Annotated in this window: 32 protein-coding genes and 1 pseudogene; all 33 read right to left on the bottom strand. The window is 65.5% G+C overall.

Features of this window, described 5'->3' with window-relative positions; translation table 11 throughout:
- A pseudogene (locus tag AB0N66_RS33795) lies at positions 1-398 on the bottom strand (DNA-directed RNA polymerase subunit alpha); the annotation flags it as partial.
- A 122-nt stretch (positions 399-520) separates the two neighbouring features.
- Positions 521-925 (bottom strand): 30S ribosomal protein S11, encoded by a 405-nt coding sequence (rpsK, locus tag AB0N66_RS33790; RefSeq protein ID WP_006376016.1) that lies wholly within the window; start codon positions 923-925, stop codon positions 521-523.
- 69 nt (positions 926-994) lie between these two features.
- The gene (gene rpsM, locus AB0N66_RS33785) at positions 995-1,375 is read right to left on the bottom strand and encodes a 30S ribosomal protein S13 (RefSeq protein WP_365442195.1); all 381 of its coding nucleotides are present in this window, start codon (positions 1,373-1,375) and stop codon (positions 995-997) included.
- A 208-nt stretch (positions 1,376-1,583) separates the two neighbouring features.
- Positions 1,584-1,697 carry a 50S ribosomal protein L36 gene (gene rpmJ, locus AB0N66_RS33780; RefSeq protein ID WP_003998809.1) on the bottom strand — a complete coding sequence of 38 codons (114 nt, stop codon included), beginning with the start codon at positions 1,695-1,697 and terminating at the stop codon, positions 1,584-1,586.
- Positions 1,698-1,754: 57 nt separating this feature from the next.
- Positions 1,755-1,976, bottom strand: coding sequence for a translation initiation factor IF-1 (gene infA / locus AB0N66_RS33775; RefSeq protein WP_003948620.1), 222 nt, complete (start codon positions 1,974-1,976; stop codon positions 1,755-1,757).
- A 340-nt stretch (positions 1,977-2,316) separates the two neighbouring features.
- Complete coding sequence (map, locus tag AB0N66_RS33770; RefSeq protein WP_365442193.1) at positions 2,317-3,153, bottom strand: type I methionyl aminopeptidase; 837 nt, start codon at positions 3,151-3,153, stop codon at positions 2,317-2,319.
- 205 nt (positions 3,154-3,358) lie between these two features.
- Complete coding sequence (locus AB0N66_RS33765) at positions 3,359-4,015, bottom strand: adenylate kinase (protein WP_365442191.1); 657 nt, start codon at positions 4,013-4,015, stop codon at positions 3,359-3,361.
- Complete coding sequence (gene secY / locus AB0N66_RS33760; protein ID WP_365442189.1) at positions 4,015-5,328, bottom strand: preprotein translocase subunit SecY; 1,314 nt, start codon at positions 5,326-5,328, stop codon at positions 4,015-4,017. Before secY ends, AB0N66_RS33765 begins: the two co-directional genes overlap by 1 nt.
- A gap of 243 nt (positions 5,329-5,571) precedes the next feature.
- Positions 5,572-6,027 (bottom strand): 50S ribosomal protein L15, encoded by a 456-nt coding sequence (gene rplO, locus AB0N66_RS33755; RefSeq protein ID WP_328749704.1) that lies wholly within the window; start codon positions 6,025-6,027, stop codon positions 5,572-5,574.
- A 2-nt stretch (positions 6,028-6,029) separates the two neighbouring features.
- Positions 6,030-6,212, bottom strand: coding sequence for a 50S ribosomal protein L30 (gene rpmD / locus AB0N66_RS33750; protein ID WP_365442186.1), 183 nt, complete (start codon positions 6,210-6,212; stop codon positions 6,030-6,032).
- Complete coding sequence (gene rpsE / locus AB0N66_RS33745; protein ID WP_006376045.1) at positions 6,212-6,817, bottom strand: 30S ribosomal protein S5; 606 nt, start codon at positions 6,815-6,817, stop codon at positions 6,212-6,214. The genes rpmD and rpsE overlap by 1 nt, the downstream gene beginning before the upstream one ends.
- Positions 6,818-6,881: 64 nt before the next feature.
- Positions 6,882-7,265: a 50S ribosomal protein L18 gene (gene rplR / locus AB0N66_RS33740; RefSeq protein ID WP_168510320.1), complete on the bottom strand. Its 384-nt coding sequence runs from the start codon at positions 7,263-7,265 to the stop codon at positions 6,882-6,884.
- Positions 7,266-7,268: 3 nt separating this feature from the next.
- Positions 7,269-7,808 (bottom strand): 50S ribosomal protein L6, encoded by a 540-nt coding sequence (rplF, locus tag AB0N66_RS33735; RefSeq protein WP_365442184.1) that lies wholly within the window; start codon positions 7,806-7,808, stop codon positions 7,269-7,271.
- Between the two features lie 24 nt (positions 7,809-7,832).
- Positions 7,833-8,231, bottom strand: a complete 399-nt coding sequence (rpsH, locus tag AB0N66_RS33730) for a 30S ribosomal protein S8 (RefSeq protein WP_081218894.1) — start codon at positions 8,229-8,231, stop codon at positions 7,833-7,835.
- A gap of 222 nt (positions 8,232-8,453) precedes the next feature.
- Positions 8,454-8,639 carry a type Z 30S ribosomal protein S14 gene (locus AB0N66_RS33725; RefSeq protein WP_261705331.1) on the bottom strand — a complete coding sequence of 62 codons (186 nt, stop codon included), beginning with the start codon at positions 8,637-8,639 and terminating at the stop codon, positions 8,454-8,456.
- A 5-nt stretch (positions 8,640-8,644) separates the two neighbouring features.
- On the bottom strand, positions 8,645-9,202 hold the full coding sequence (gene rplE, locus AB0N66_RS33720) for a 50S ribosomal protein L5 (protein WP_365442181.1): 558 nt from the start codon (positions 9,200-9,202) through the stop codon (positions 8,645-8,647).
- Positions 9,202-9,525 carry a 50S ribosomal protein L24 gene (gene rplX, locus AB0N66_RS33715; RefSeq protein ID WP_365442179.1) on the bottom strand — a complete coding sequence of 108 codons (324 nt, stop codon included), beginning with the start codon at positions 9,523-9,525 and terminating at the stop codon, positions 9,202-9,204. Before rplX ends, rplE begins: the two co-directional genes overlap by 1 nt.
- 2 nt (positions 9,526-9,527) lie before the next feature.
- Complete coding sequence (rplN, locus tag AB0N66_RS33710; protein ID WP_003992364.1) at positions 9,528-9,896, bottom strand: 50S ribosomal protein L14; 369 nt, start codon at positions 9,894-9,896, stop codon at positions 9,528-9,530.
- Positions 9,897-9,997: 101 nt separating this feature from the next.
- A complete protein-coding gene (gene rpsQ, locus AB0N66_RS33705) occupies positions 9,998-10,285 on the bottom strand; it encodes a 30S ribosomal protein S17 (protein ID WP_365442177.1) in 288 nt (95 codons plus the stop codon).
- On the bottom strand, positions 10,285-10,509 hold the full coding sequence (gene rpmC / locus AB0N66_RS33700; protein WP_003998824.1) for a 50S ribosomal protein L29: 225 nt from the start codon (positions 10,507-10,509) through the stop codon (positions 10,285-10,287). The genes rpsQ and rpmC overlap by 1 nt, the downstream gene beginning before the upstream one ends.
- Positions 10,509-10,928: a 50S ribosomal protein L16 gene (rplP, locus tag AB0N66_RS33695; RefSeq protein WP_099500627.1), complete on the bottom strand. Its 420-nt coding sequence runs from the start codon at positions 10,926-10,928 to the stop codon at positions 10,509-10,511. The genes rpmC and rplP overlap by 1 nt, the downstream gene beginning before the upstream one ends.
- A gap of 5 nt (positions 10,929-10,933) precedes the next feature.
- Complete coding sequence (rpsC, locus tag AB0N66_RS33690; RefSeq protein WP_365442175.1) at positions 10,934-11,791, bottom strand: 30S ribosomal protein S3; 858 nt, start codon at positions 11,789-11,791, stop codon at positions 10,934-10,936.
- Positions 11,791-12,138 (bottom strand): 50S ribosomal protein L22, encoded by a 348-nt coding sequence (rplV, locus tag AB0N66_RS33685; RefSeq protein WP_266456014.1) that lies wholly within the window; start codon positions 12,136-12,138, stop codon positions 11,791-11,793. The genes rpsC and rplV overlap by 1 nt, the downstream gene beginning before the upstream one ends.
- A 42-nt stretch (positions 12,139-12,180) precedes the next feature.
- A complete protein-coding gene (gene rpsS, locus AB0N66_RS33680; protein WP_365442173.1) occupies positions 12,181-12,462 on the bottom strand; it encodes a 30S ribosomal protein S19 in 282 nt (93 codons plus the stop codon).
- 12 nt (positions 12,463-12,474) lie between these two features.
- Positions 12,475-13,311: a 50S ribosomal protein L2 gene (gene rplB / locus AB0N66_RS33675; RefSeq protein ID WP_043676819.1), complete on the bottom strand. Its 837-nt coding sequence runs from the start codon at positions 13,309-13,311 to the stop codon at positions 12,475-12,477.
- Positions 13,312-13,350: 39 nt separating this feature from the next.
- Entirely contained in the window at positions 13,351-13,767 is a 417-nt protein-coding gene (gene rplW, locus AB0N66_RS33670; protein ID WP_365442171.1) for a 50S ribosomal protein L23, read from the bottom strand.
- Positions 13,767-14,423, bottom strand: a complete 657-nt coding sequence (gene rplD / locus AB0N66_RS33665) for a 50S ribosomal protein L4 (RefSeq protein ID WP_365442169.1) — start codon at positions 14,421-14,423, stop codon at positions 13,767-13,769. Before rplD ends, rplW begins: the two co-directional genes overlap by 1 nt.
- A gap of 5 nt (positions 14,424-14,428) precedes the next feature.
- Positions 14,429-15,073, bottom strand: a complete 645-nt coding sequence (rplC, locus tag AB0N66_RS33660) for a 50S ribosomal protein L3 (RefSeq protein WP_365442167.1) — start codon at positions 15,071-15,073, stop codon at positions 14,429-14,431.
- Positions 15,074-15,090: 17 nt separating this feature from the next.
- Positions 15,091-15,399 (bottom strand): 30S ribosomal protein S10, encoded by a 309-nt coding sequence (gene rpsJ, locus AB0N66_RS33655; protein WP_003948644.1) that lies wholly within the window; start codon positions 15,397-15,399, stop codon positions 15,091-15,093.
- 444 nt (positions 15,400-15,843) lie between these two features.
- The gene (locus tag AB0N66_RS33650; RefSeq protein ID WP_365442165.1) at positions 15,844-17,097 is read right to left on the bottom strand and encodes an acyltransferase; all 1,254 of its coding nucleotides are present in this window, start codon (positions 17,095-17,097) and stop codon (positions 15,844-15,846) included.
- A gap of 192 nt (positions 17,098-17,289) precedes the next feature.
- Positions 17,290-17,523: a hypothetical protein gene (locus tag AB0N66_RS33645; protein ID WP_365442163.1), complete on the bottom strand. Its 234-nt coding sequence runs from the start codon at positions 17,521-17,523 to the stop codon at positions 17,290-17,292.
- Between the two features lie 84 nt (positions 17,524-17,607).
- Positions 17,608-18,153 carry a hypothetical protein gene (locus AB0N66_RS33640; protein ID WP_365442161.1) on the bottom strand — a complete coding sequence of 182 codons (546 nt, stop codon included), beginning with the start codon at positions 18,151-18,153 and terminating at the stop codon, positions 17,608-17,610.
- Between the two features lie 15 nt (positions 18,154-18,168).
- The gene (locus AB0N66_RS33635) at positions 18,169-22,803 is read right to left on the bottom strand and encodes a DUF6531 domain-containing protein (protein ID WP_365442159.1); all 4,635 of its coding nucleotides are present in this window, start codon (positions 22,801-22,803) and stop codon (positions 18,169-18,171) included.
- Positions 22,804-22,882 lie beyond the last annotated feature (79 nt).

Raw genomic sequence — 22,882 nt, 5'->3', positions numbered from 1 at the left:
TTGCCCTTGCCGTTGAGCGTGGCGAGGACGAGGTCGGGGTTGTGCACCTCGACACCGGCCGGGGGCGCGATGTCGGCGGCGGTGACCAGACCCGGGCCCTGCTTGCGCAGGTACATCACGACCGGCTCATCGTGCTCACTGCTCACGACGAGCTGCTTGATGTTGAGGATCAGGTCGGTGACGTCCTCCTTGACGCCCGGCACGGTGGTGAACTCGTGCAGGACACCGTCGATCCGAATGCTGGTGACAGCGGCACCGGGGATCGAGGAGAGGAGCGTACGACGAAGGGAGTTGCCGAGGGTGTAGCCGAATCCCGGCTCCAGCGGCTCGATCACGAACCGGGAGCGGAACTCGTCGACGACCTCTTCGGTCAGCGACGGGCGCTGAGCAATAAGCATGAAGGAGTCCTTCAGTCATGGGCACCCACTATTTGACGCCCTTGATTACTACAAGAGTACGGGCGGCATGGCCCCGAAAGGCCATACCGCCCGGACCCCCGGAAAACTAAGACGACCGTGCGTCAGACGCGGCGGCGCTTGGGCGGACGGCAGCCGTTGTGCGGGGTGGGGGTGACGTCCTGGATGGAGCCGACCTCGAGGCCAGTGGCCTGGAGGGAGCGGATCGCGGTCTCGCGACCGGAGCCCGGGCCCTTCACGAAGACGTCAACCTTGCGCATGCCGTGCTCCTGCGCGCGACGGGCGGCCGACTCAGCGGCCATCTGCGCGGCGAAGGGGGTGGACTTGCGCGAGCCCTTGAAGCCGACGTGGCCGGCGGAGGCCCAGGAGATCACGTTGCCCGCGGGGTCCGTGATCGAGACGATCGTGTTGTTGAACGTGCTCTTGATGTGAGCGTGTCCATGAGCGACGTTCTTCTTTTCCTTGCGGCGCACCTTCTTGGCAGCGCCCTGACGACCCTTGGGGGGCATCTATAACTCCTACGGGGAGGTGGTCGGTCCTACAGCGAAGACCGCTGATGAAGCGTTGTCCGCTGAGGACTACTTCTTGCCCGGCTTCTTCTTACCGGCGATCGCGCGACGCGGGCCCTTGCGGGTACGAGCGTTCGTGCTGGTGCGCTGACCGTGAACGGGCAGACCGCGACGGTGACGCAGACCCTGGTAGCAGCCGATCTCGACCTTGCGGCGGATGTCGGCCTGCACCTCGCGACGGAGGTCACCCTCGGTCTTGAAGTGGGCGTCCACGTACTCGCGGATCTTGACCAGCTCCTCCTCGGAGAGGTCACGAACACGAGTGTTCGGGTTGACGCCGGTCTCGGCCAGCGTCTTCTGCGAGAGGGTCCGGCCGATGCCGAACACGTAGGTGAGGGCAACCTCCACGCGCTTTTCGCGCGGGATGTCAACACCGGAAACGCGTGCCATTCAATGGCTCCAGTTGTCGTTCGGAGGTCTTCCGCAGTGCCGGTTCCCGCCCGCCGTCCTCTTCACGTCGAAGATTCGGTACGAACCGGGTCCCCGGCCTCCGACCGGGGGTGTCAGGCCTGATGCGACTCAGCCCTGGGCTCTGCGTATGAACATGTACTACTTGCGTCGCGCGAAGTATCTGCGGAAGCAGAAGGTCGGTCGTGCGTCAGCCCTGGCGCTGCTTGTGGCGCGGGTTTTCGCAGATGACCATGACCCGGCCGTGACGGCGGATCACCCTGCACTTGTCGCAGATCTTCTTGACGCTCGGCTTGACCTTCATTGGTGAGGTTCTCCGGGTCAGTGCCACCACCCCGCGGAAGCGGGGCACAGGCAAGATCTACTTGTACCGGTAGACGATCCGGCCACGCGTCAGGTCGTACGGAGACAGCTCCACCACGACCCTGTCGTCAGGGAGGATGCGGATGTAGTGCATACGCATCTTGCCGCTGATGTGTGCCAGAACCTGGTGGCCGTTCTGGAGCTCAACCTTGAACATTGCGTTCGGAAGAGACTCGACGACAGTGCCCTCGATCTCGATGGCACCTTGCTTCTTGGCCACGCTTCGCCCTTCGAATCGACTACCTTGATCGACTCCGTACGAGCGCATGCAGACATGCGGGTGCACGAGAGCCGACGAGTCAGTCTACGTCAGCGCACCCGGAAAGACGAATCGAGGAAGAATGCCCGACTTCGAAGATCATTAACCAGGACTCCTGTAGCCGACCACCACAAACCGCCCGATCGAGCCGGGAGAAAGGTGCCCCCTCAGCGGCCCGAGGGTCCACACCAGCGCGGTCGGCAACCGCCCGGATCCCCCACCGCACCGCACCGAGGCCAGCCATCCACAGCCCGCCCCCGGCCCCCATCAGTGTCGCGGGCTCGGCCCCCGCACGGACCCGCTACGCCAGCGGATCAGGCGCAGCCACAACGCCGTACTCCGCCAGCTTCGCCCGGCCACCGTCCGGAGCCGTCAGCACCAGCGGTCCCTCCTCCGTCAGCGCCACGGAGTGCTCCCAGTGCGAGGACCAGGTCCCGTCCGTCGTGATGACGGTCCAGTTGTCCTCCAGCACCTCGGTGTTCGGTGTGCCGAGCGAGACCATCGGCTCGATGGCGAGGCAGAACCCCGGGACCAGCTTGGGGCCCTTACCCCGTCGGCGCTCGACGTAGTTCAGGAGGTGCGGGTCCATGTGCATCTCGGTGCCGATGCCGTGGCCGCCGTAGTCCTCGACGATCCCGTACCGGCCGCCGCCGACCTTGGGCTGGCGCCGGATGTACGTCTCGATGGCGCGGGAGACGTCGACGAGCCGGTTGCCCTGCTTCATCGCGGCGATGCCCGCCCACATCGACTCCTCGGTCACCCGGGAAAGCTCGATGAGCTCCGGAGCGTGACCGGTGCCCACGAACGCGGTGTACGCGGCGTCGCCGTGCCAGCCGTCGACGATCGCGCCGGCGTCGATGGAGATGATGTCGCCGTCCTTCAGGACGGTCTTGTCGTCCGGGATGCCGTGGACGACGACCTCGTTGGCCGAGGTGCAGATGGTGGCCGGGAAACCGCCGTACCCGAGGAAGTTCGACTTGGCCCCGTGCTCGGCGAGCACCTTGCGCGCGACCTCGTCCAGATCCTTCGTCGTGGCACCGGGCACGGCCGCCTCACGGGTGGCCGCGTGGATGGCGGCGACGACCAGGCCCGCCTCACGCATCTTGGCGATCTGCTCGGGGGTCTTGATCTGCACCATGGCGACTGCGGCCTTCCTTGACCGGAGAGAACGGACTACTCCAACGATACGGGTGCGCCCACCTGCCCCGCGGATCGAGGCACCCGACCCGGGCCGGCCAACCCTCGCCCCAAGCGGCAGGCCCCACCCCACACCTCGGCCGCGGCACCCCCAGGGTGCCGCGGCCGAAGCAACGCACTAACTACCGCTCAACGCGCCCCGCGAGTCACGCATCCTCGCGAGCCAACGCCTCCATCGCACGCCCCGTGACCTCTTCCACCTTGCCGAGCGCGGAGATCGTCACGACCAGGCTCTGGGCCCGGTAGTAGTCGATGATCGGCTCGGTCTGCGTGTGGTAGACCTCAAGGCGCTTGCGCACGGTCTCCTCGGAGTCGTCGTCACGCTGGTACAGCTCGCCGCCGCAGACGTCGCAGACGCCGGCCTGCTTCGGCTGCTTGTACGTGACGTGGAAAACATGCGCCGAGTCGTTCCGGCAGATGCGGCGGCCGGCGATCCGCTTGACCACTTCGTCCTCGGGAACCTCAAGGTCCAGCACCGCGTCGAGCTTCATGCCCTCGGACTTCAGCATCTCGTCGAGCGCCTCGGCCTGCGAGACGTTACGAGGGAAGCCGTCGAGCAGAAAGCCGTTCTCCGCGTCCGGCTGCTCCATGCGGTCCTTGGCCATCCCGATGGTGACCTCGTCCGGTACCAGTTCGCCCTTGTCCATGTAGGACTTCGCCAGCTTGCCGAGTTCCGTCTGCTGGCTGATGTTGGCGCGGAACAGGTCGCCCGTGGAGATGTGCGGGATCGACAGGTTCTTGGCGAGGAACGCGGCCTGCGTTCCTTTGCCGGCGCCGGGCGGCCCGACGAGGACGATTCGCATCAGCGGAGGAACCCTTCGTAATTGCGCTGCTGGAGCTGGCTCTCAATCTGCTTCACCGTCTCCAGACCGACACCCACGATGATCAGGATGCTGGTGCCACCGAACGGGAAGTTCTGGTTTGCCCCGAAACCAACCAACGCCATCGTCGGCACGAGAGCGATCAGACCCAGATACAGCGAACCCGGCCAGGTGATCCGGTTGAGTACGTATCCCAGGTACTCAGCGGTCGGCCGACCAGCCCGGATGCCCGGGATGAAGCCACCATACTTCTTCATGTTGTCGGCTACTTCTTCGGGGTTGAAGGAGATCGCGACGTAGAAGAAGGCGAAGAAAACGATCAGCAAGAAGTAGACCGTGATGTAGATCGGGTGGTCACCCTTTGTCAGGTTCGTCTCGATCCAGGTCTTCCAGCTGGACGTTCCGCTGGAGAACTGGGCGATCAGAGCCGGGATGTAGAGCAGCGACGAGGCAAAGATCACAGGGATGATGCCCGCCTGGTTGACCTTCAGCGGAATGTACGTAGACGTGCCGCCGTAGGACCGGCGGCCGATCATGCGCTTCGCGTACTGGACCGGGATACGGCGCTGAGCCTGCTCGACGAAGACCACCAGGCCGACCATGACAAGGCCGACCAGGATGACCGTGCCGAACTCGATCCAGCCGTCGGCCAGCGTGCCCGAGGTCTTGATGGCCCACAGCGCGGACGGGAAGGTCGCGGCGATCGAGATGAACATCAGGATCGACATGCCGTTGCCGATGCCGCGGTCGGTGATGAGCTCGCCCAGCCACATGACCATGGCCGTACCGGCCGTCATGGTGATCACCATCGTGATGGTGATGAAGATCGACTGGTCGGGCACGATCTCGGTGGCCACCTGGCAGCCACTGAAGAGCGCGCCGCTGCGAGCGGTCGCGACCAGGCCGGTGCCCTGGAGGATGGCCAGCGCCACCGTCAGATAACGGGTGTACTGCGTGATCTTCGCCGTGCCGGCTGAGCCCTCCTTCTTGAGGGCTTCGAGGCGCGGGATCACCACGGTCAGCAGCTGGAGGATGATGCTCGCCGTGATGTACGGCATGATGCCCAGCGCGAAGATCGTGATCTGCAACAGCGCGCCACCACTGAACATGTTGACCAGACCGAACAGACCCTGGTTGCCCTTGGCCACATCGATACAGGTCTGCACGTTCTGGTAGTCGACACCAGGGATCGGGATGTGCGTACCCACCCGATAGACCACGATGATGCCGAGCGTGAAGAGCAGCTTCTTGCGCAGGTCGGGCGTCTTGAACGCCCGGGCGAACGCGGTGAGCACGGTGCCTCCTGCGACCCCCGCGCTACTGCGTCAGAGGTGACGGTCTTGAGGTTCGACGGATGTCTGACAGCTAACCAACAGTCAAAGGCCGCCCGGAGTTCCCTTGAGACTCACCGGACGAAATTCGGCAGCGCAGGTCACCTTACCGGCGACACTGCCCCCCTAGGAACGACCAACCGGGGATGCCCCTTTTGTGGGCACCCCCGGCTGGGATCGCTCAAGTCATCGAGACGCCTGCTGAATTCAGACGAGCTCGGTGACGGTACCGCCGGCGGCGGTGATCTTCTCCTTGGCGGAGCCGGAGACGGCGTCAACCGTCACCTGCAGTGCCACGGAGATCTCGCCCTGGCCGAGGACCTTGACGAGGCTGTTCTTGCGAACCGCACCGTTGGCGACGAGCCCCTCGACGGTGACTTCGCCACCCTCCGGGTACAGCGACGCCAGCTTGTCGAGGTTCACGACCTGGTACTCGGTCTTGAACGGGTTCCGGAAGCCCTTGAGCTTCGGAAGACGCATGTGGAGGGGCATCTGGCCACCCTCGAAGCGCGCCGGAACCTGGTAACGGGCCTTCGTGCCCTTGGTACCACGACCAGCCGTCTTACCCTTCGACGCCTCACCACGACCCACACGGGTCTTGGCGGTCTTGGCGCCCGGGGCGGGACGGAGGTTGTGGATCTTGAGCGGGCTGTTCTCCGCCATGATCAGTCGACCTCCTCAACCGTCACGAGGTGGCGGACGGCGTGAACCATTCCGCGGAACTCGGGGCGGTCCTCCTTGACGACCTGCGTGTTGATCCCCTTGAGACCAAGGGAGCGCAGGGTGTCGCGGTGGTTCTGCTTGCTACCGATGTACGACTTCGTCTGCGTGACCTTGAGGCGAGCCATTACGCACCCGCTCCCGCACGTGCACGAAGCAGAGCCGCGGGGGCGACGTCCTCGAGGGGCAGACCGCGGCGGGCCGCGATCTCCTCGGGACGCTGCAGGCCCTTGAGGGCCGCCACGGTCGCGTGCACGATGTTGATCGCGTTGGACGAGCCGAGCGACTTCGACAGGATGTCGTGAACGCCGGCGCACTCCAGGACAGCACGCACCGGGCCACCGGCGATAACGCCGGTACCGGGGGAAGCAGGCTTGAGCAGGACGACGCCCGCGGCCTTCTCGCCCGTGATCGGGTGCGGGATGGTGCCCTGGATACGGGGGACCTTGAAGAAGTGCTTCTTGGCCTCTTCAACACCCTTGGCGATCGCGGCCGGCACCTCCTTGGCCTTGCCGTAACCGACACCGACGGTGCCGTCACCATCGCCCACTACGACGAGCGCAGTGAAGCTGAAGCGACGACCACCCTTCACAACCTTGGCGACGCGGTTGATCGCGACTACGCGCTCAACGTACGCGGTCTTCTCGGCGGCAGCAGCGCCGCCGTCACGGCCCTTCCGGTCCCGCCGCTCGCCGCCACCGGCACCGCTTCCGCGGCGCTGGGGTCCAGCCATTGGATTACCTCTCTCTTTTTCCGCTAGCTACGCAGCGACCGAAGTCGCTAGCGCGACGGGCGACTCAGAACTTGAGTCCCGCTTCGCGGGCGGCGTCCGCCAGAGCGGCAATGCGCCCGGCGTACTGGTTTCCACCACGGTCGAATACGACGGCCTCGACACCGGCGGCCTTGGCGCGCTCGGCAACCAGGGCGCCGACCGACTTGGCCTGCGCGGACTTGTCGCCCTCGGCACCGCGGACCGTGGTGTCCAGGGTCGACGCCGACGCCAGGGTGTGACCCTTAACGTCGTCGATGACCTGGGCCACGATGTGGCGGTTGGAGCGCGTCACGACCAGGCGCGGACGCTCAGCCGTACCCGAGATGTGCTTCCGGATCCGGATGTGACGACGCTTGATGGCAGCACGCTTGTAAGCGTCGCCCTTAGCAATCTTGACACCGTATGCCATGGCTTACTTACCCGCCTTTCCGACCTTGCGGCGGATGACTTCGCCTTCGTACTTGACGCCCTTGGCCTTGTACGGGTCGGGCTTGCGCAGCTTGCGGATGTTGGCCGCAACCTCTCCGACCTTCTGCTTGTCGATGCCCTCGACCGAGAAGTGCGTCGGGTTCTCGACCTTGAACGAGATGCCCTCGGGCGCCTCGACCGTGATCGAGTGGCTGTAGCCGAGCGAGAACTCCAGGTTGGAGCCCTTCGCCAGGACGCGGTAACCGACACCGCTGATTTCGAGCTTCTTCACGTAACCCTGGGTCACGCCGGTGATCATGTTCGCCACCAGCGTGCGGGACAGGCCGTGCAGGGCCTTGTTCTGACGCTCGTCGTTCGGGCGGGTGACATTGAGAATGCCGTCCTCACCCTTGGCGACATCGATCGGTGCCGCGACGGTGTGGGAGAGAGCGCCCTTGGGGCCCTTCACCTGGACCGTACGGCCGTCGATGGTGACGTCCACGCCGGCGGGAACCGTGATGGGGAGCTTGCCAATACGCGACATAGCTGTTTCCTCCGTTCCCTTCCGCTACCAGACGTAGGCGAGAACTTCTCCGCCTACGCCCTTCTTGCCGGCCTGCTGTCCAGTGAGGAGACCGTGCGACGTGGAGATGATCGCCACGCCGAGGCCACCGAGCACCTTGGGCAGGGAGGTGGACTTCGCGTACACGCGCAGACCCGGCTTCGAGATCCGCTTGATGCCCGCGATGGAGCGCTCACGGTTCGGGCCGAACTTCAGCTCGAGGACGAGCTTCTTGCCGACCTCGGCGTCCTCGACCTTCCAGCCGGTGATGAAGCCCTCCTGCTGGAGGATCTCCGCGATGTGAGACTTGATCTTGCTGTGCGGCATCGCGACATCGTCGTGGTACGCCGAGTTCGCGTTACGCAGACGAGTAAGCATGTCCGCGATGGGATCAGTCATGGTCATGAATTGGCCTTCGGCCTCTCTCGCCGGGGTTTCCAGTGCGCCATCCCTCTCCCCACTCAGTGGCGGGACGGGTGCGGTGCGGGGACCTACGGCGTAGTAAGTCGTACGGGCGGCAGGCGCCCAACCCTCCTAGCCTAAGCCATGGAGAGCAGGGCACCTTACCGAACCCATTGCTTACCGAGAGCCTCTGGGAATCCCTAACGTCCTACGGACGGAAAGGAGTTACCAGGAGCTCTTGGTCACGCCCGGCAGCTCGCCACGGTGAGCCATCTCACGAAGGCAGATGCGGCACAGGCCGAACTTGCGGTACACGGAGTGCGGACGGCCGCAGCGCTGGCAGCGCGTGTAGCCACGTACGCCGAACTTGGGCTTACGAGCAGCCTTGGCAATCAGAGCCTTCTTCGCCATCTCGGTTACGCCTCCTTGAAGGGGAAGCCGAGGTGACGGAGAAGGGCACGGCCTTCAGCGTCGTTGGTCGCCGTGGTGACCACGGTGATGTCCATACCCCGGACGCGGTCGATCTTGTCCTGGTCGATCTCGTGGAACATGACCTGCTCCGTGAGACCGAAGGTGTAGTTGCCACGGCCGTCGAACTGCTTGGGGGACAGACCACGGAAGTCGCGGATGCGCGGAAGCGCGAGCGACAGGGTGCGGTCCAGGAACTCCCACATGCGGTCGCCACGGAGTGTGACGTGGGCACCGATCGGCTGACCCTCACGCAGCTTGAACTGCGCGATGGACTTGCGGGCCTTGGTGACGGCCGGCTTCTGACCGGTGATCGTGGTCAGGTCACGGACGGCACCGTCCATGAGCTTCGAGTCACGGGCGGCGTCGCCGACACCCATGTTGACCACGATCTTGACGAGGCCGGGAACCTGCATGACGTTCGCGTACGCGAACTCTTCAAGCAGCTTGCCCGCGATCTCCTCGCGGTACTTCGTCTTGAGACGCGGAGTCGTGGTGGTAGTCATCAGATGTCCTCACCCGTCCGCTTGGCAACGCGGATCTTGTTGCCCTCATCGTCGAAGCGGTAACCGACACGCGTGACAACCTTGTTGCCGTCCTTCTCAACGACCAGCTGGACGTTGGAGATGTGGACGGGCGCCTCGGTCGTGACGATGCCGCCGGCCTGCGAACCCTTTGCGGTCGGGCCGGCCTTGGTGTGCTTCTTGACCCGGTTGACACCCTCGACCAGGACGCGGTCCTCGCGGGGGTAGGCCGCAATGACCTTGCCCTGCTTGCCCTTGTCCTTGCCGGTGATGACCTGAACCGTGTCACCCTTCTTGATCTTCATGCTTACAGCACCTCCGGCGCGAGCGAGATGATCTTCATGAACTTCTTCTCGCGCAGCTCCCGGCCCACCGGGCCGAAGATACGGGTGCCACGAGGGTCGCCGTCGTTCTTGAGAATGACAGCGGCGTTCTCGTCGAAGCGGATGTACGAGCCGTCCGGACGGCGGCGCTCCTTGACGGTGCGAACGATGACCGCCTTGATGACGTCACCCTTCTTCACGTTGCCACCGGGGATCGCGTCCTTGACGGTGGCAACGATCACGTCACCGATGCCCGCGTAGCGGCGACCGGAGCCACCGAGCACACGGATGCAAAGGATTTCCTTCGCACCAGTGTTGTCGGCGACACGCAGTCGCGACTCCTGCTGGATCACGTCTATCTCCTGATTGTCTGCCGGTTCCCGGGGCGGGGTCGGCCTTTACGGCGACCCCGCCCCGAGCCTGGCGGAACCAACCTGAGGGAACCCTCAGGTACTTACTTGGCCTTCTCGAGGATCTCGACGATGCGCCAGCGCTTCGTCGAGGACAGCGGACGCGTCTCCATGATGATGACGCGGTCGCCGACGCCGGCGGCGTTCTGCTCGTCGTGGGCCTTGAGCTTGTTCGTACGGCGGATGACCTTGCCGTACAGCGCGTGCTTGACGCGGTCCTCGACGGCGACGACGACGGTCTTGTCCATCTTGTCGCTGACGACGAGACCCTCACGGGTCTTGCGGAAGCCGCGGGCCTCAGCAGTCTGCTCAGTCACGTTGTTCTCACTCATCAGGCGCTCTCCACCGTCTCGATGCCCAGCTCGCGCTCACGCATCAGGGTGTAGATCCGCGCGATGTCCTTGCGGACGGCCTTGAGCCGACCGTGGTTCTCGAGCTGCCCCGTCGCCGCCTGGAAGCGGAGGTTGAACAGCTCTTCCTTGGCTTCGCGAAGCTTCGCGAGAAGCTCCTCGTCACCCAGTTCGCGCAGCTCGGACGCCTTGGTACCGGCCGACATCACGCTTCACCTGCCTCGCGCTTGACGATCCGGCACTTCATCGGCAGCTTGTGGGCTGCGCGAGTGAGGGCCTCACGGGCGATCTTCTCGTTGGGGTAGGACAGTTCGAACATGACCCGGCCCGGGTGCACGTTCGCGACCCACCACTCGGGCGAACCCTTACCGGAACCCATGCGGGTCTCGGCAGGCTTCTTGGTCAGCGGGCGGTCCGGGTAGATGTTGATCCAGACCTTGCCGCCACGCTTGATGTGGCGGGTCATTGCGATACGCGCCGCCTCGATCTGGCGGTTGGTCACGTAAGCCGGCGTGAGGGCCTGAATGCCGTACTCGCCGAACGAAACCTGCGTACCGCCCTTGGCCTGACCACGGCGCTTCGGGTGGTGCTGCTTGCGGTGCTTGACCCTACGGGGGATCAGCATTTCGGTCAGGCCTCCGTTCCGGTGCTCTCAGCCGGAGCGGCAGCGGCGGCGGGAGCGTCGGCCTTGGGGGCCTCGGCAGCCGGCGCGGACTGCTGCTGCGGCTTGCGGCCGCGGCCGCCACGCTCGCCACCACGGGCACCACCACGGGCCGGGCGGTCACCGCCGCCGCCACCGGCTCCACCACGGGCCGGGCGGTTACCCGCACGGGCAGCGGCGTTCTCGGCGCGGACCTCGGCGATGTTCTTGACGTTGCCCTTGTAGATCCAGACCTTCACACCGATACGGCCGAAGGTCGTCTTGGCCTCGAAGAAGCCGTAGTCGACGTTCGCACGGAGGGTGTGCAGGGGCACGCGGCCCTCGCGGTAGAACTCCGAGCGGGACATCTCGGCGCCGCCGAGACGGCCACCACACTGGATCTTGATGCCCTTGGCGCCGGCCTTCATCGACGACTGCATGCTCTTACGCATGGCGCGGCGGAAGGAGACGCGGGAGGACAGCTGCTCGGCAACGGCCTGAGCAACCAGCTGAGCGTCCGTCTCGGGGTTCTTGACCTCGAGGATGTTCAGCTGGACCTGCTTGCCCGTGAGCTTCTCGAGGTCGCCGCGGATGCGGTCGGCCTCGGCGCCACGGCGACCGATGACGATGCCGGGACGCGCGGTGTGGATGTCCACCCGCACACGGTCACGGGTGCGCTCGATCTCAACCTTCGAGATGCCGGCGCGCTCCATGCCGGACGTCATCATCCGACGGATGGCGACGTCTTCCTTGACGTAGTCCTTGTACAGCTTGTCGGCGTACCAACGGGACTTGAAGTCCGTGGTAATGCCGAGCCGGAACCCATGCGGGTTAACCTTCTGGCCCATTACCGGGTTCCTTCCTTGCTGCTGACGACCACGGTGATGTGGCTGGTCCGCTTGCGGATCCGGTAGGCACGGCCCTGGGCGCGCGGACGGAACCGCTTCAGGGTCGGACCCTCGTCGACGTACGCCTCAGAGATGACGAGGCTGCCGGCGTCGGTGTGGTCGTAGTTGTGCGCGGCGTTGGCGATGGCGCTGTCAAGCACCTTGCCGACCGGCACACTCGCGGCCTGCGCGGCGAAACGCAGGACCGCCTGAGCCTCCGTGGCATCCATGCCACGGATAAGGTCCACCACGCGGCGGGCCTTCATGGGCGTAACGCGGATGTACCGCGCCTGGGCCCTGGCTTCCATGGTTGTCCTTCCAGTGTCTGTCATGGTCGAATCCACCCCGCCTTAGCGGCGCTTCGTCTTCCGGTCGTCCTTGACGTGACCCCGGAAGGTGCGCGTCGGCGAGAACTCGCCGAGCTTGTGGCCGACCATCGACTCGGTGACAAACACCGGGATGTGGATCTTGCCGTTGTGCACCGCGATCGTGTGACCGAGCATGGCCGGGATGATCATCGAGCGACGGGACCAGGTCTTGATGACGTTCTTGGTACCGGCTTCGTTCTGTACGTCCACCTTCTTGATGAGGTGTCCGTCGACGAAGGGCCCCTTCTTGAGACTGCGCGGCATCTAAACCCGCTCCTAGCGCTTCTTGTTCGACTTGCGGCGGCGGACGATGTACTTGCTCGAAGCCTTCTTCGGCGAGCGAGTACGACCCTCCTTCTGACCCCACGGGGAGACCGGGTGGCGACCACCGGAGGTCTTGCCCTCACCACCACCGTGCGGGTGGTCGACCGGGTTCATCGCAACACCGCGGACGGACGGGCGAACGCCCAGCCAGCGCTTACGGCCGGCCTTGCCCCAGTTGATGTTGCTCTGCTCGGCGTTGCCGACCTCGCCGACCGTGGCGCGGCAGCGCTGGTCGACCAGACGGATCTCACCGGACGGCATGCGGAGGTGGGCCATAGTGCCCTCCTTCGCGAGCAGCTGCACCGAGGCACCGGCGGAGCGGGCGAACTTGGCGCCGCCACCCGGACGGAGCTCGATCGCGTGGATCGTGGTACCGACCGGGATGTTGCGGAGCGCCAGGTTGTTGCCCGGCTTGATGTCGGCCCCGGGACCGTTCTCGACGCGGTCGCCCTGCGACAGGTTGCGGGGGGCGAGGATGTAACGCTTCTCGCCGTCCGCGTAGTGCAGCAGCGCGATGCGCGCGGTGCGGTTGGGGTCGTACTCGATGTGCGCGACCTTCGCCGGCACGCCGTCCTTGTCGTGACGACGGAAGTCGATCACTCGGTAGGCGCGCTTGTGTCCGCCACCCTGGTGGCGAACGGTCACACGACCGGAATTGTTACGGCCGCCCTTGCTGTGCAGCGGGCGAACCAGCGACTTCTCCGGCGTGGACCGCGTGACCTCGACGAAGTCGGCGACGCTGGAGCCACGGCGGCCCGGCGTAGTCGGCTTGTACTTGCGGATTCCCATTTCTCAGTCCTCGTCCGATATTCGGACCAGGGCGCTCCGTTAGGAGGCCTGGCCGAAGATGTCGATACGGTCGCCCTCAGCGAGGGTCACGATGGCGCGCTTGGTGTCAGCGCGCTTACCGAAACCGCTCTTGGTGCGCTTGCGCTTACCCTGACGGTTGATCGTGTTGACGCCAGTGACCTTGACCGAGAAGACCGCCTGGACGGCCTGCTTGATCTGGGTCTTGTTGGCGCCCGGCGCGACGACGAAGGTGTACTTGCCCTCGTCGAGCAGCGCGTAGCTCTTCTCGGAGACGACCGGCTTGAGAAGGACGTCACGGTGGTCCGTGAAGCTCTTGCTCAGCGGCGTCTCGACGGTGTTCTTGCCCTCGGCCTCGTGGCGCTTCGCCTTGGCGACGCGCGCGATCTTCTTGGCCTTGGCGGCCTTCGAGGCGATGCTCGGGTGACGCGTAGCCATCAGGCTTCGCTCCCTTCGGTGTCAGCGGCCTGGGGGCCAGACACGAAGGACTCGAAAGCGGCCTGGGTGAAGACCACGTCGTCCGAGACGAGAACGTCGTACGTGTTCAGCTGGCCCGGCTCCAGGATGTGGACCTGGGGCAGGTTGCGCGCGGAAAGCAGCGCGGCCTCGTTCGAGCGCTCGATGACCAGGAGCACGTTCTTGCGCTCCGAGATCGTGCCGAGGAAGCTCTTGGCGGCCTTGGTGGAGACGGTCTCGCCCTCGATCACGTCGGTGATGACGTGGATGCGAGCGTTGCGGGCCCGGTCGGTGAGGGCGTGGCGCAGGGCCGCGGCCTTCATCTTCTTCGGGGTCCGCTGCGAGTAGTCGCGCGGCGTGGGGCCGTGGACGACGCCACCGCCGGCGAACTGCGGAGCACGGGTCGAACCCTGACGGGCGCGGCCGGTGCCCTTCTGGCGGTAGGGCTTCTTGCCGCCACCGCGGACCTCGCCACGACGCTTGACCTTGTGCGTGCCCTGACGGGCAGCGGCCAGCTGTGCGACGACGACCTGGTGGAGCAGCGGGATGCTGATCTTCTCTACGTCGAAGATCTCGGCCGGGAGCTCAACGGTCCCGGCGGTGTCGCCGGAGGGCGACTGAATGTCGATGGTGGTCATGTTCCTCAGACCCCCTTGGCCGCGGTACGGACCAGGACGAGGCCGCCGTTCGGACCGGGGATGGCTCCCTTGATGAGGAGCAGTCCCTTCTCCGCGTCAACAGCGTGAACGGTCAAATTCTGGGTGGTGACCCGCTCGTTGCCCATGCGGCCCGCCATGCGCATGCCCTTGAAGACACGGCCAGGGGTGGCACAGCCACCGATGGAGCCGGGAGAGCGGTGCTTGCGCTGGACACCGTGGCCGGCGCCGAGGCCCTTGAAGTTGTGACGCTTCATGACACCGGCGAAGCCCTTGCCCTTGCTCTTGCCGGTCACGTCCACCTTGACGCCGGCCTCGAAGGTCTCGGCGGTGATCTCCTGGCCGAGGGTGTACTCGCTGGCGTCAGCGGTACGGATCTCGACGAGGTGGCGGCGGGGGGTGACGTCGGCCTTGGCGAAGTGACCCTTGAGGGGCTTGTTCACCTTGCGAGGGTCGATCTCGCCGAAGGCGATCTGGACCGACTCGTAGCCGTCGGAGTCATTCGTACGGACCTGGGTCACGACGTTCGGACCGGCCTTGACGACGGTGACGGGAACAACACGGTTGTTCTCGTCCCACACCTGCGTCATGCCGAGCTTCTCGCCCAGGATGCCCTTGATCTGCTTAGCCATTCTCAGATCACCGGCCCTTAGAGCTTGATCTCGATGTCGACACCGGCCGGGAGGTCGAGTCGCATCAGGGAGTCAACGGTCTTGGGCGTCGGGTCGAGGATGTCGATCAGGCGCTTGTGCGTGCGCATCTCGAAGTGCTCGCGCGAGTCCTTGTACTTGTGCGGCGACTTGATGACGCAGTACACGTTCTTCTCAGTGGGCAGCGGCACCGGGCCCGCGACCGACGCACCAGTACGCGTCACCGTCTCGACGATCTTCTTCGCCGAGGAATCGATGACCTCGTGGTCGTAGGCCTTGAGCCGGATGCGGATCTTCTGTCCCGCCATGGCTACTCAGTAGTCCTTTGTCTAGTGAAACGCTCCGGAACCCGGGGGTTCGCGTCCTGTCCTCCGACCCACGCGGTCGGGTGTGTCGCGTTCCTGCCGCACAGATATCCGTTACGGATTTCCCTACGAGGGACGCGGCTCGCCCGAAAGCAACCGCAGGACCGGGGGCTGAACACCCACCGGGTGCCTGGCCTGCACCCCGCTGACACTTCCCGAAAGATTCCCGTACGTCCGCCCCAGCGCTGCCTTACGGCAGTTGGGGCGACGAGTACTGTGGGACTCGCTTCCGGTCCTCCCGACGGGAGGCGCGCAGCATCGGCGCTCGACCGAGCAACTCCGACAGTCTGCCATACGGGGCATGGGCCTGGCCAATCGAGCCGGAGAGAATACCCCGAAGGTGACGCAGGTCAAACACAGGCTCGGTTCGGCGGGCCGCGTCCCGGATCAGACTGTGCTTCCGGCGTTCCCGGCGTTGCGCAGCCGAGCGAAGGACGTATCGAGGCCCCTCTTCAACAGCCGCGCCACCGGCCGCTCCACGAACCGGTGGACCAGGTAGCTGAGGACCAGGAAGCCGACGATCACGGCGACGACCAGCAGCCGGGCGTCCATGGTGTCACGCAGGCGGTTGATCAGCGCCGTACCGGCCGCGTAGTGCATCAGATAGAGGGGGTACGTCATGGTGCCGGCGGTGACGAGCCACTTCCACTGGATGCGGTCGGCCATGCCGCGCGCGACGCCGACCATGACCAGCAGGAACACGGTGAAGATCAGCACGGCCCCGCGCCAGCTGGAGACGTGCTCGACCTCGTCGACCCGGTTCCCCAGTTCCATCTGCCCCATCAGCCAGGCCATCGCGAGGATGCCCCACAGCAGCAGGTCCTGGCCGAAGCGGTGCATGAGGTAGAGGGCGAGCCCCGCGATGAAGAACCAGGCACCCTCGGGGTTCGCGACGAGCTCCAGCAGATGGAAGTCGGACACCGGAGCGAGCATCGCGGCGGCGCCCCACACGCAGCAGAACACGACGACCTTGCGGTACGTCAGTCCGGCCGCGACGACCAGCATGAAGAGCAGGTAGAAGCGCAGCTCCGACCAGAGCGTCCAGTACACGCCGTCGACGTTCTGCACACCCGAACCGGTCTGCAACATCGTGAGGTTGAGCAGGATCTCCCGCGTCCGCAGCCGCTCCCACACTCCCGGCACGGCCACCAGCACGCCGGTAGTGAAGAGGACGGCGAACCAGTACGCCGGGTAGAGCCGGATCACCCGCGAGACGAAGAACTGCCGCGGGGTGCGCCCCCAGCACGACATACAGATCACGAACCCGCTGATCACGAAGAAGATCTCGACGCCGATCCAGCCGTACGTGGCGAGGTGGAACACGCTGGGCATGATGTCGGACACCGGACGGTCCCAGATCGCGTTGCCCGGCCGGTTCACCCTGTCCGTACCGGCGAGGTGGTGCACGGCCACCATGAGCGCGGCGGCTATCCGGATGCCGTCGATGGCGTACAGCCGGGGGCGTGCCCCCTGCCCGCGAGCGGCGGGCTTTCCCTCGCTGACACTCGCGGGCGGCTGCGCCAGCCTCTCGGCTGCGGCGACGCCGGTCCGCCAGTCCGACTCGGCGAGCGGGGGAAGCGGCTGTTTCAACCCACCCGCGCCCCGCACGGGTATCGCCGATCCGCCTGCGGCGCCGCGCATGGCCACCTACCCACCCTCACAAGGAATCCCGGGAGCCGAGCGGCCCCAAGCCGACTCAGGCTACGACCGCCACAACCACCCCACAGCGACCAGACTGAAACAAACTCCCCACCCGGGACGCACACTTGCCCCAACGGCCAGCTACGCACCATATGGCGTTCACCACCGATTCACCTACCGAACGCGGAAGCTTCAGCGGGGAGGAGCGCCCCCGGACGGGAGCGGCCACCAGTCGATCAAGCCCTCCAGCGCATGCGCGTACTGCCGGAGCTTCTCGAGCCTGGCCAACTGGAGGTCGCTCCCCATGCGGAGCATGCATCGCAGCACCACGAGGTCGTCGATGGCGGGGGGATAGCCCTCGATACATCCCGCAGGGACCGCTCCCCCGAGCCCGGTTTCGGAGATCGGTGCATAGCCTTCCGTCAAGCCTCAATCTCCCGATTCATCCTTGAGGGTCCAGAACGGGGAGCCCCCTCCTCCACTGCGGCTGCCGCTGCCCAGGAGGGCCGTCTAGACATAGGGGTTCGTTGAGAACTCTGGGTGATCGCTCGGGAAGTCGTCCGGGAAGAATCCGATGTTGAGTTCTCCCGTGAGGATGTCGAGCACTACTCCCGTTGAACTGCGCGGTGAGATTACGAAAGCGAGCTGTCCGGCTTGAATGACGATTGTTGGCCAATTCTCAGGTTCTCCGGCGGGAATCCACAACAACGAGTCGCCGTTGTCGGTGGATCCCCACTGGATCATGTCCTGCGGCTTCACGCCGTACCGGGCCAAGACCTCGCGGAGATCAGGCGCACCCTTGGCTCGGAGAATCGATTGCATCACACCGGTGCTGGATTCGATGTCAAGGTTCGCGTTGTCTGCACCCATCGCGAAGATCCACAGAAAATCGTCGAAGCATCCCGTGCCGTATGTGCGGACCAGATCGTAGTGGCTTTCGGGAATTAGTCTTGGCGTCCGGACGCCGCGCTCGGAGTGAGACGGACCGGGGTCTGCCGGAGGTGGGCAGAGCTCTGTGAGCTTCAGAAGATCGTCCGCACGGTTCGCGTCGGTCATCCGGTCCGCACCTTTCTACATGTTGGGAAGTCGACTGCTGAATGACCAGCCGAAGTCGTCCACGGCTTCGATGAGGACGTGACTGGGGACATCGCCTCCGTGAGCGTATTCGGGGGTAACGCTCATAATGACCGTGTTTCCGCTCGATCTCACATGACCGGCGATGAGGTCTTCGGCATCCGAGATCGGCCCGTTGTTCTGGGTGGTTCCTTGCGTGACGATGTTCCGCATGTCCCGCCCGTCCCCTCCGAACTGCTGCCCGATCAGGTGCCCTCGTGAATGACCGGCCGCACCGCCCTGGAAGCCCGCGGGAGCATGCCGGGCGCCTCGCCCGGGTGGACTGCCGATGAGGTTGTTGGCCGCGTCGTCCAGAGTCTGAGGAGTGACCTCCGCGTAAGCGGGACCCCGCTGTCCGTTCGGGGCGATCTCGCTGTAGTACGGGCTCAGCCCAAGGGGGTCGACCCCGGTGTGCGGATTGTGCAGGTACGTAACCGGGTTCGGCGCCGGTGCCAGGCCGAGCGGGTCCGGCGTCAGGTAGCGAGCGGTCTCGGGGTCATAGTGCCGGAAGTAGTTGTAGTGAAGGTCGGTTTCGGGGTCGTAGTACTGGCCCGGAAACCGAAGAGGGGTGTACGCGGCCGCGTCGGCGTTCCACGTGGTTCTTCCCCAGAGAGTGGCTCGCGTCTTCCATGCGACTCCCCCGTCTTCGTCAATGAGTTCTGTCGGCGTGCCCACCAGATCCGTGACGATGGAAAAGAAGCGGGAGTCTATTTCTTCCTGCGGCACTTCCGGCACCGTGATGCGTTCCGTCTGCGCGATCGGATGAAGGCCGTCGTGGTCCCATGTCAGCGTCACCAAGCGAGGAACGGACTGCGCTCGGGTCGACTGTTCGCAGAGGGTGATGCCGTCCCACGTGAAGTCGACTTGCTCCACGACCGTTTCGCCGTCGTCGGCGATGCGTTGCTTGGCGGTGCGTCGCCCGAACGGGTCGTAGAGGTACCGCCAGCGTGTTCCGTCCGGTGTCGTCACCGAAGCCAAACGGTCTTCCGGGTCCCACGTGTAGTGCCAGGTATCAGGCTTGCGCGACAGACGTTTCTTCTGGCGTAGAACCGTGCGCCCCAGGGAGTCGTATTCGTAACGCGTTCCGCCCGCGTGGCCGATGCGCGTTCCGGTGTAGGCACGTCCTCCTGTGGATTCTTGGTCGGGATGCCTCGTGGGCCAGGAGGCGTCTGTCAGGTTGCCGGCCGCGTCATAGGCGTAGCGCTCGGTCCAGTCACGGGCCTGGACAGCGGTGACGCGTCCCGCGGCGTCCAGGCTGAACCGTCGGCTGCCGGACGTCTGGTCGTCGATGCCGACAAGACCGCCGTCCTCGCCGTACAGATAGGAGCGGTGCAGAATGTGACCATCACCGCCGTCGGACGCAGGCGCAGACAGGGACTGGGCGGTGCGTCGGCCGAGGCCGTCGTACGCATGCGTGAGTGTGATGCCCTGGCCGATGGACCGGCAGGTCTCCTGACCCGACCAGTCATGGTCGAACCGTACGGTGCGGCCCGACGCGTCCATCTGCGTGCGGTTGCCCGTGGCGTCATACGTCCAGTGGGTGAAGGCCCCTGAAGGAGTGGTCCGGTGGGTGAGGCGCCCCAACTGATCACGCTCATGGGCCAGGCGCCGACCGTTGACCGTCTCACCGATGACCACGCCGTTGAGGTCTCGCTCCAACGCGACAGAGACGTCCGGCCCTTGCGCTGCGACCAGCTCACGATTGAGGTCGTACGCAAATTCCGTGACATGGCCGGCGCTGGTCTTCCGAACCAGATCGCCAAGGACGTCGTGCTCGTAGTGGCTGGTAATGCCAAGCGCGTTGGCACGTGACGTCAGGCGGCCCGCCGCGTCGTAGGCGTACGTCCGGACCCGGTCGTCGAAATCGGACTCCGAGATCAGGCGCCCTGCCGCGTCGTGTTGATACGTCCACGTCAAGCCCTGGGGGTTGGTGACCTCGACCAGCCGTAGGTTCGGGTCATGGGTGAACTCGTACCTCGCTCCGTCGGGACCGGTGCGGGCCGACGGGAGGTCGAAGTGGGTGTACTCGAAGCGCGTAACGGCGCCGGTGGGTGTGGTGTGGCTCGTGCAATTGCCCTCAGCGTCGTACGACCAGGTCTCGACTGCGGCATCGGACGTGACACGACTCGCGAGCAGGCCTTCGACTGTCCAGGCGAGACGGGTGACGCGTCCCAGCGGATCGGTGTACGTGACGATCCTGCCGAACGCGTCACGTTCCCATGTGGTGGTCGCGCCGAGCGGATCGTCGGCTGAGACGGGAAGTCCTGCCGGATTGCAGCGCACCGTTCTGGTGTTGCCCAGGGCGTCCACGACCCGCGTGACATGGCCTGCGGAGTTGAACGTGAACCGCGTTGTCGCCCCTGCGGGGTCGGTCATGGACGTGCAGTTGCCGTGTTCGTCGTACTCCCTGCTCCAGCAGGCGCCGTCCGGCCTGCGGATGAGCGTGGGGCTGTTGAGGTCGTCGTATGCGATACGCATGGTCGCGCCGTCCGGGCGGACCACCGCCGTGGGACGCCCGTTCTCGTCGAGTGCGAGTCGCGACGTGTGACCGAGCTCGTTTGTGCGGGAGATGACCTGGTGGTTGCCGTCGTATTCGGTGCGGACGGTGCCGCCCAGTGGGTCGATTTCGGCGATGACCTGGCTGTTGTCATTGATGACGAAGCGGGTGGCGGCGTTCTCGGCGGTGGTGAGTGTGGTGATGCGGCAGTCGGGCCAGGCGGGGTCGGTGCCGTCGTAGTCGAGGGTGACCGTGATGTGGCCGGCCTCGCCGCCTTCGGCGATACAGCGGTCGCGGTCGTCGTAGGTGTAGGCGTAGCGGCTGCTGTTGGTGTCGGTCCACGAGGTGACGCGCAGGCGTTCGTCGTACGTGAACTTCAGCGGCAGACCGGAGGAGTTGATGACCTCGGTGAGGTTGCCGTCGGTGTAACCGTAGCGCTTGACGGTGACGTCGGAGCCGTCCTCGGCGGCGCCCGCCATGGCGAGTGCGGTGACGCGGCCTTCGTCGGTGGTGACGGTGAGGTGGTAACCGCCGGAATGACGAATGGCGCGCGGGGTGCCGTGCTCGTCGTACTCGAAGGTGATCGTGTTGTGGCTGCGGTCGGTGATGCGGGTGAGCGGGGCGATACCGACGGCGGGCTGGGAGAAGTGGCGTGCGTGGCCTGTGAAAAGGTCGTCGACGCGATAGCCGCCGTCATCGAGGCGGGTGAGGGGCCAGCGGGGTCCGGCCGCGGGCAGGACCGGCGTGCCCGGTTCGGCAGGGTGCGGATAGGCCAGCAGCAGGCCCTCCTCGGTGACGAGGACAATGCCGTGTTCGTCGACTTCGAGGCGCTGGTCGAGGGTGGACGCCCAGGTGGGGCCGAACCACCAGCCGCTGCGGTAGTCGGAGGCGACCCGGCGGCTGAAGACCAACGGCAGCACGCCCGGCAGAGTGATGTCGGTCTGCGGCAGGAACATGGCGCCGGTGGCCATGTCCACCGGGTCACTGCCCTTCGAACGGACCACGTTCTTGAGCCGGTTGTAGGCGCCCTTGGCGCTGTCCCCGAGAGCGCCGCGGGCCGACTTCCCGAGTCCGCGCACGGCCAGGCCCATCCCCTTCAGGCCGCCTCTGAGGCCCTTCATCGCCGTCAGGCCACCCTTGAGCCCCTTGGCGAGTCCGCCGAGGGTGGTCAGCCCCTTCATGCCAGGTATGCAGTCCAGCGCCGCGAAGGCCACATCCCATAGGGAAGCTTGCCCCTTCGCGTATTTGTTGAGGGTGTCGGCGAGGACGACGAGAGCCGCGATCAGCACGATCGCGCCGAGGATCGGCCCTCCGATGATCAGCGCGATGATGCCGACAACCGCGACGACAACCTTGCAGACCGTGACGATGGTGTCCCAGTTGTCGGAGAACCAGTCCCCGACCTCCTCCCACCACTTCCGGTTCCGGATCCCCGCATCCGAGGCGTCATCGATCTTGGTCTTGGCCTCCCGCGCCGCCTCCTCGCGCATCGTGCGGGCGTCCTCGGCCATCTTCTTCGCCGCGTCCAGCGCGTTCTGCGCCGAGCTGACGTCCGACTGCGCCGACGTCTGGGCCGACTTCGCGTGCTGCGCATCCCTCGTCGCGGCGCGGACCTTCGCCTCGTCCGGCTTCTCCGCACTCTTGCTGCCGGTCGGGTCGTCCTTGTACTTGTCGGCTTCCTTGCCGGCCTTCGTCACCCACGAATCAGCGGACGAGAGACGGGACTTGGCCGAGCTGAGGTCGGCCTGGGCGGTGCGGCCGTTTACCAACGCCCTGTCCGCGAGAGCCTGGGCACGCTCCAGCTTCGGCCAGTACGCCGCCAGCGCATCCCCCGCCATGTCGTACGACGTCTTCAGCTTCTTCAGCTGCTTCGGCACACCCGAAAACTGATCCTGGAACGCCTTCGCGGACTTCCCCGCCCACTGCAGAACCGCTTCCTCGTCCGCCATCCCCTTGATCAGACGCAGCGCGTCCCCGACGTCATCGGCGAAGTCCTGCAGATTCTTCGACAGCTGGCGCACCCGGTCCGGATCACCCGGGGTCGGGTCCTTGTCCAGGTCCAGGACATGCCAATCACTCGGCCGATTCCCCGCCACGCCGCAACCCCCGTCACGTTCGCCTCAGTAACTGTCGTACGCATCAGCGAATTTACAGGAGGAGGGGGCATCTGCCCTA

This window comes from Streptomyces sp. NPDC093544 (assembly GCF_040683495.1).
GTDB lineage: Bacteria > Actinomycetota > Actinomycetes > Streptomycetales > Streptomycetaceae > Streptomyces.
Note: the sequence above shows the minus strand (reverse complement) of the source record. Positions and strands in the feature narration are given on the sequence as shown.

Excerpts from the sequence above, each read along its gene's own strand:
- rpsK (WP_006376016.1), bottom strand. The coding sequence starts at position 925 with ATGCCCCCCAAGGGTCGTCAGGGCGCTGCCAAGAAGGTGCGCCGCAAG.
- rpsM (WP_365442195.1), bottom strand. The coding sequence starts at position 1,375 with ATGGCACGCGTTTCCGGTGTTGACATCCCGCGCGAAAAGCGCGTGGAG.
- rpmJ (WP_003998809.1), bottom strand. The coding sequence starts at position 1,697 with ATGAAGGTCAAGCCGAGCGTCAAGAAGATCTGCGACAAGTGCAGGGTG.
- map (WP_365442193.1), bottom strand. The coding sequence starts at position 3,153 with ATGGTGCAGATCAAGACCCCCGAGCAGATCGCCAAGATGCGTGAGGCG.
- AB0N66_RS33765 (WP_365442191.1), bottom strand. The coding sequence starts at position 4,015 with ATGCGAATCGTCCTCGTCGGGCCGCCCGGCGCCGGCAAAGGAACGCAG.
- rplO (WP_328749704.1), bottom strand. The coding sequence starts at position 6,027 with ATGGCGGAGAACAGCCCGCTCAAGATCCACAACCTCCGTCCCGCCCCG.
- rpmD (WP_365442186.1), bottom strand. The coding sequence starts at position 6,212 with ATGGCTCGCCTCAAGGTCACGCAGACGAAGTCGTACATCGGTAGCAAG.
- rpsE (WP_006376045.1), bottom strand. The coding sequence starts at position 6,817 with ATGGCTGGACCCCAGCGCCGCGGAAGCGGTGCCGGTGGCGGCGAGCGG.
- rplR (WP_168510320.1), bottom strand. The coding sequence starts at position 7,265 with ATGGCATACGGTGTCAAGATTGCTAAGGGCGACGCTTACAAGCGTGCT.
- rplF (WP_365442184.1), bottom strand. The coding sequence starts at position 7,808 with ATGTCGCGTATTGGCAAGCTCCCCATCACGGTTCCCGCCGGCGTGGAC.
- rpsH (WP_081218894.1), bottom strand. The coding sequence starts at position 8,231 with ATGACCATGACTGATCCCATCGCGGACATGCTTACTCGTCTGCGTAAC.
- AB0N66_RS33725 (WP_261705331.1), bottom strand. The coding sequence starts at position 8,639 with ATGGCGAAGAAGGCTCTGATTGCCAAGGCTGCTCGTAAGCCCAAGTTC.
- rplE (WP_365442181.1), bottom strand. The coding sequence starts at position 9,202 with ATGACTACCACCACGACTCCGCGTCTCAAGACGAAGTACCGCGAGGAG.
- rplX (WP_365442179.1), bottom strand. The coding sequence starts at position 9,525 with ATGAAGATCAAGAAGGGTGACACGGTTCAGGTCATCACCGGCAAGGAC.
- rpsQ (WP_365442177.1), bottom strand. The coding sequence starts at position 10,285 with ATGAGTGAGAACAACGTGACTGAGCAGACTGCTGAGGCCCGCGGCTTC.
- rpmC (WP_003998824.1), bottom strand. The coding sequence starts at position 10,509 with ATGTCGGCCGGTACCAAGGCGTCCGAGCTGCGCGAACTGGGTGACGAG.
- rplP (WP_099500627.1), bottom strand. The coding sequence starts at position 10,928 with ATGCTGATCCCCCGTAGGGTCAAGCACCGCAAGCAGCACCACCCGAAG.
- rpsC (WP_365442175.1), bottom strand. The coding sequence starts at position 11,791 with ATGGGCCAGAAGGTTAACCCGCATGGGTTCCGGCTCGGCATTACCACG.
- rplV (WP_266456014.1), bottom strand. The coding sequence starts at position 12,138 with ATGGAAGCCAGGGCCCAGGCGCGGTACATCCGCGTTACGCCCATGAAG.
- rpsS (WP_365442173.1), bottom strand. The coding sequence starts at position 12,462 with ATGCCGCGCAGTCTCAAGAAGGGGCCCTTCGTCGACGGACACCTCATC.
- rplB (WP_043676819.1), bottom strand. The coding sequence starts at position 13,311 with ATGGGAATCCGCAAGTACAAGCCGACTACGCCGGGCCGCCGTGGCTCC.
- rplW (WP_365442171.1), bottom strand. The coding sequence starts at position 13,767 with ATGGCTACGCGTCACCCGAGCATCGCCTCGAAGGCCGCCAAGGCCAAG.
- rplD (WP_365442169.1), bottom strand. The coding sequence starts at position 14,423 with ATGACCACCATCGACATTCAGTCGCCCTCCGGCGACACCGCCGGGACC.
- rplC (WP_365442167.1), bottom strand. The coding sequence starts at position 15,073 with ATGGCTAAGCAGATCAAGGGCATCCTGGGCGAGAAGCTCGGCATGACG.
- rpsJ (WP_003948644.1), bottom strand. The coding sequence starts at position 15,399 with ATGGCGGGACAGAAGATCCGCATCCGGCTCAAGGCCTACGACCACGAG.
- AB0N66_RS33650 (WP_365442165.1), bottom strand. The coding sequence starts at position 17,097 with ATGCGCGGCGCCGCAGGCGGATCGGCGATACCCGTGCGGGGCGCGGGT.
- AB0N66_RS33640 (WP_365442161.1), bottom strand. The coding sequence starts at position 18,153 with ATGACCGACGCGAACCGTGCGGACGATCTTCTGAAGCTCACAGAGCTC.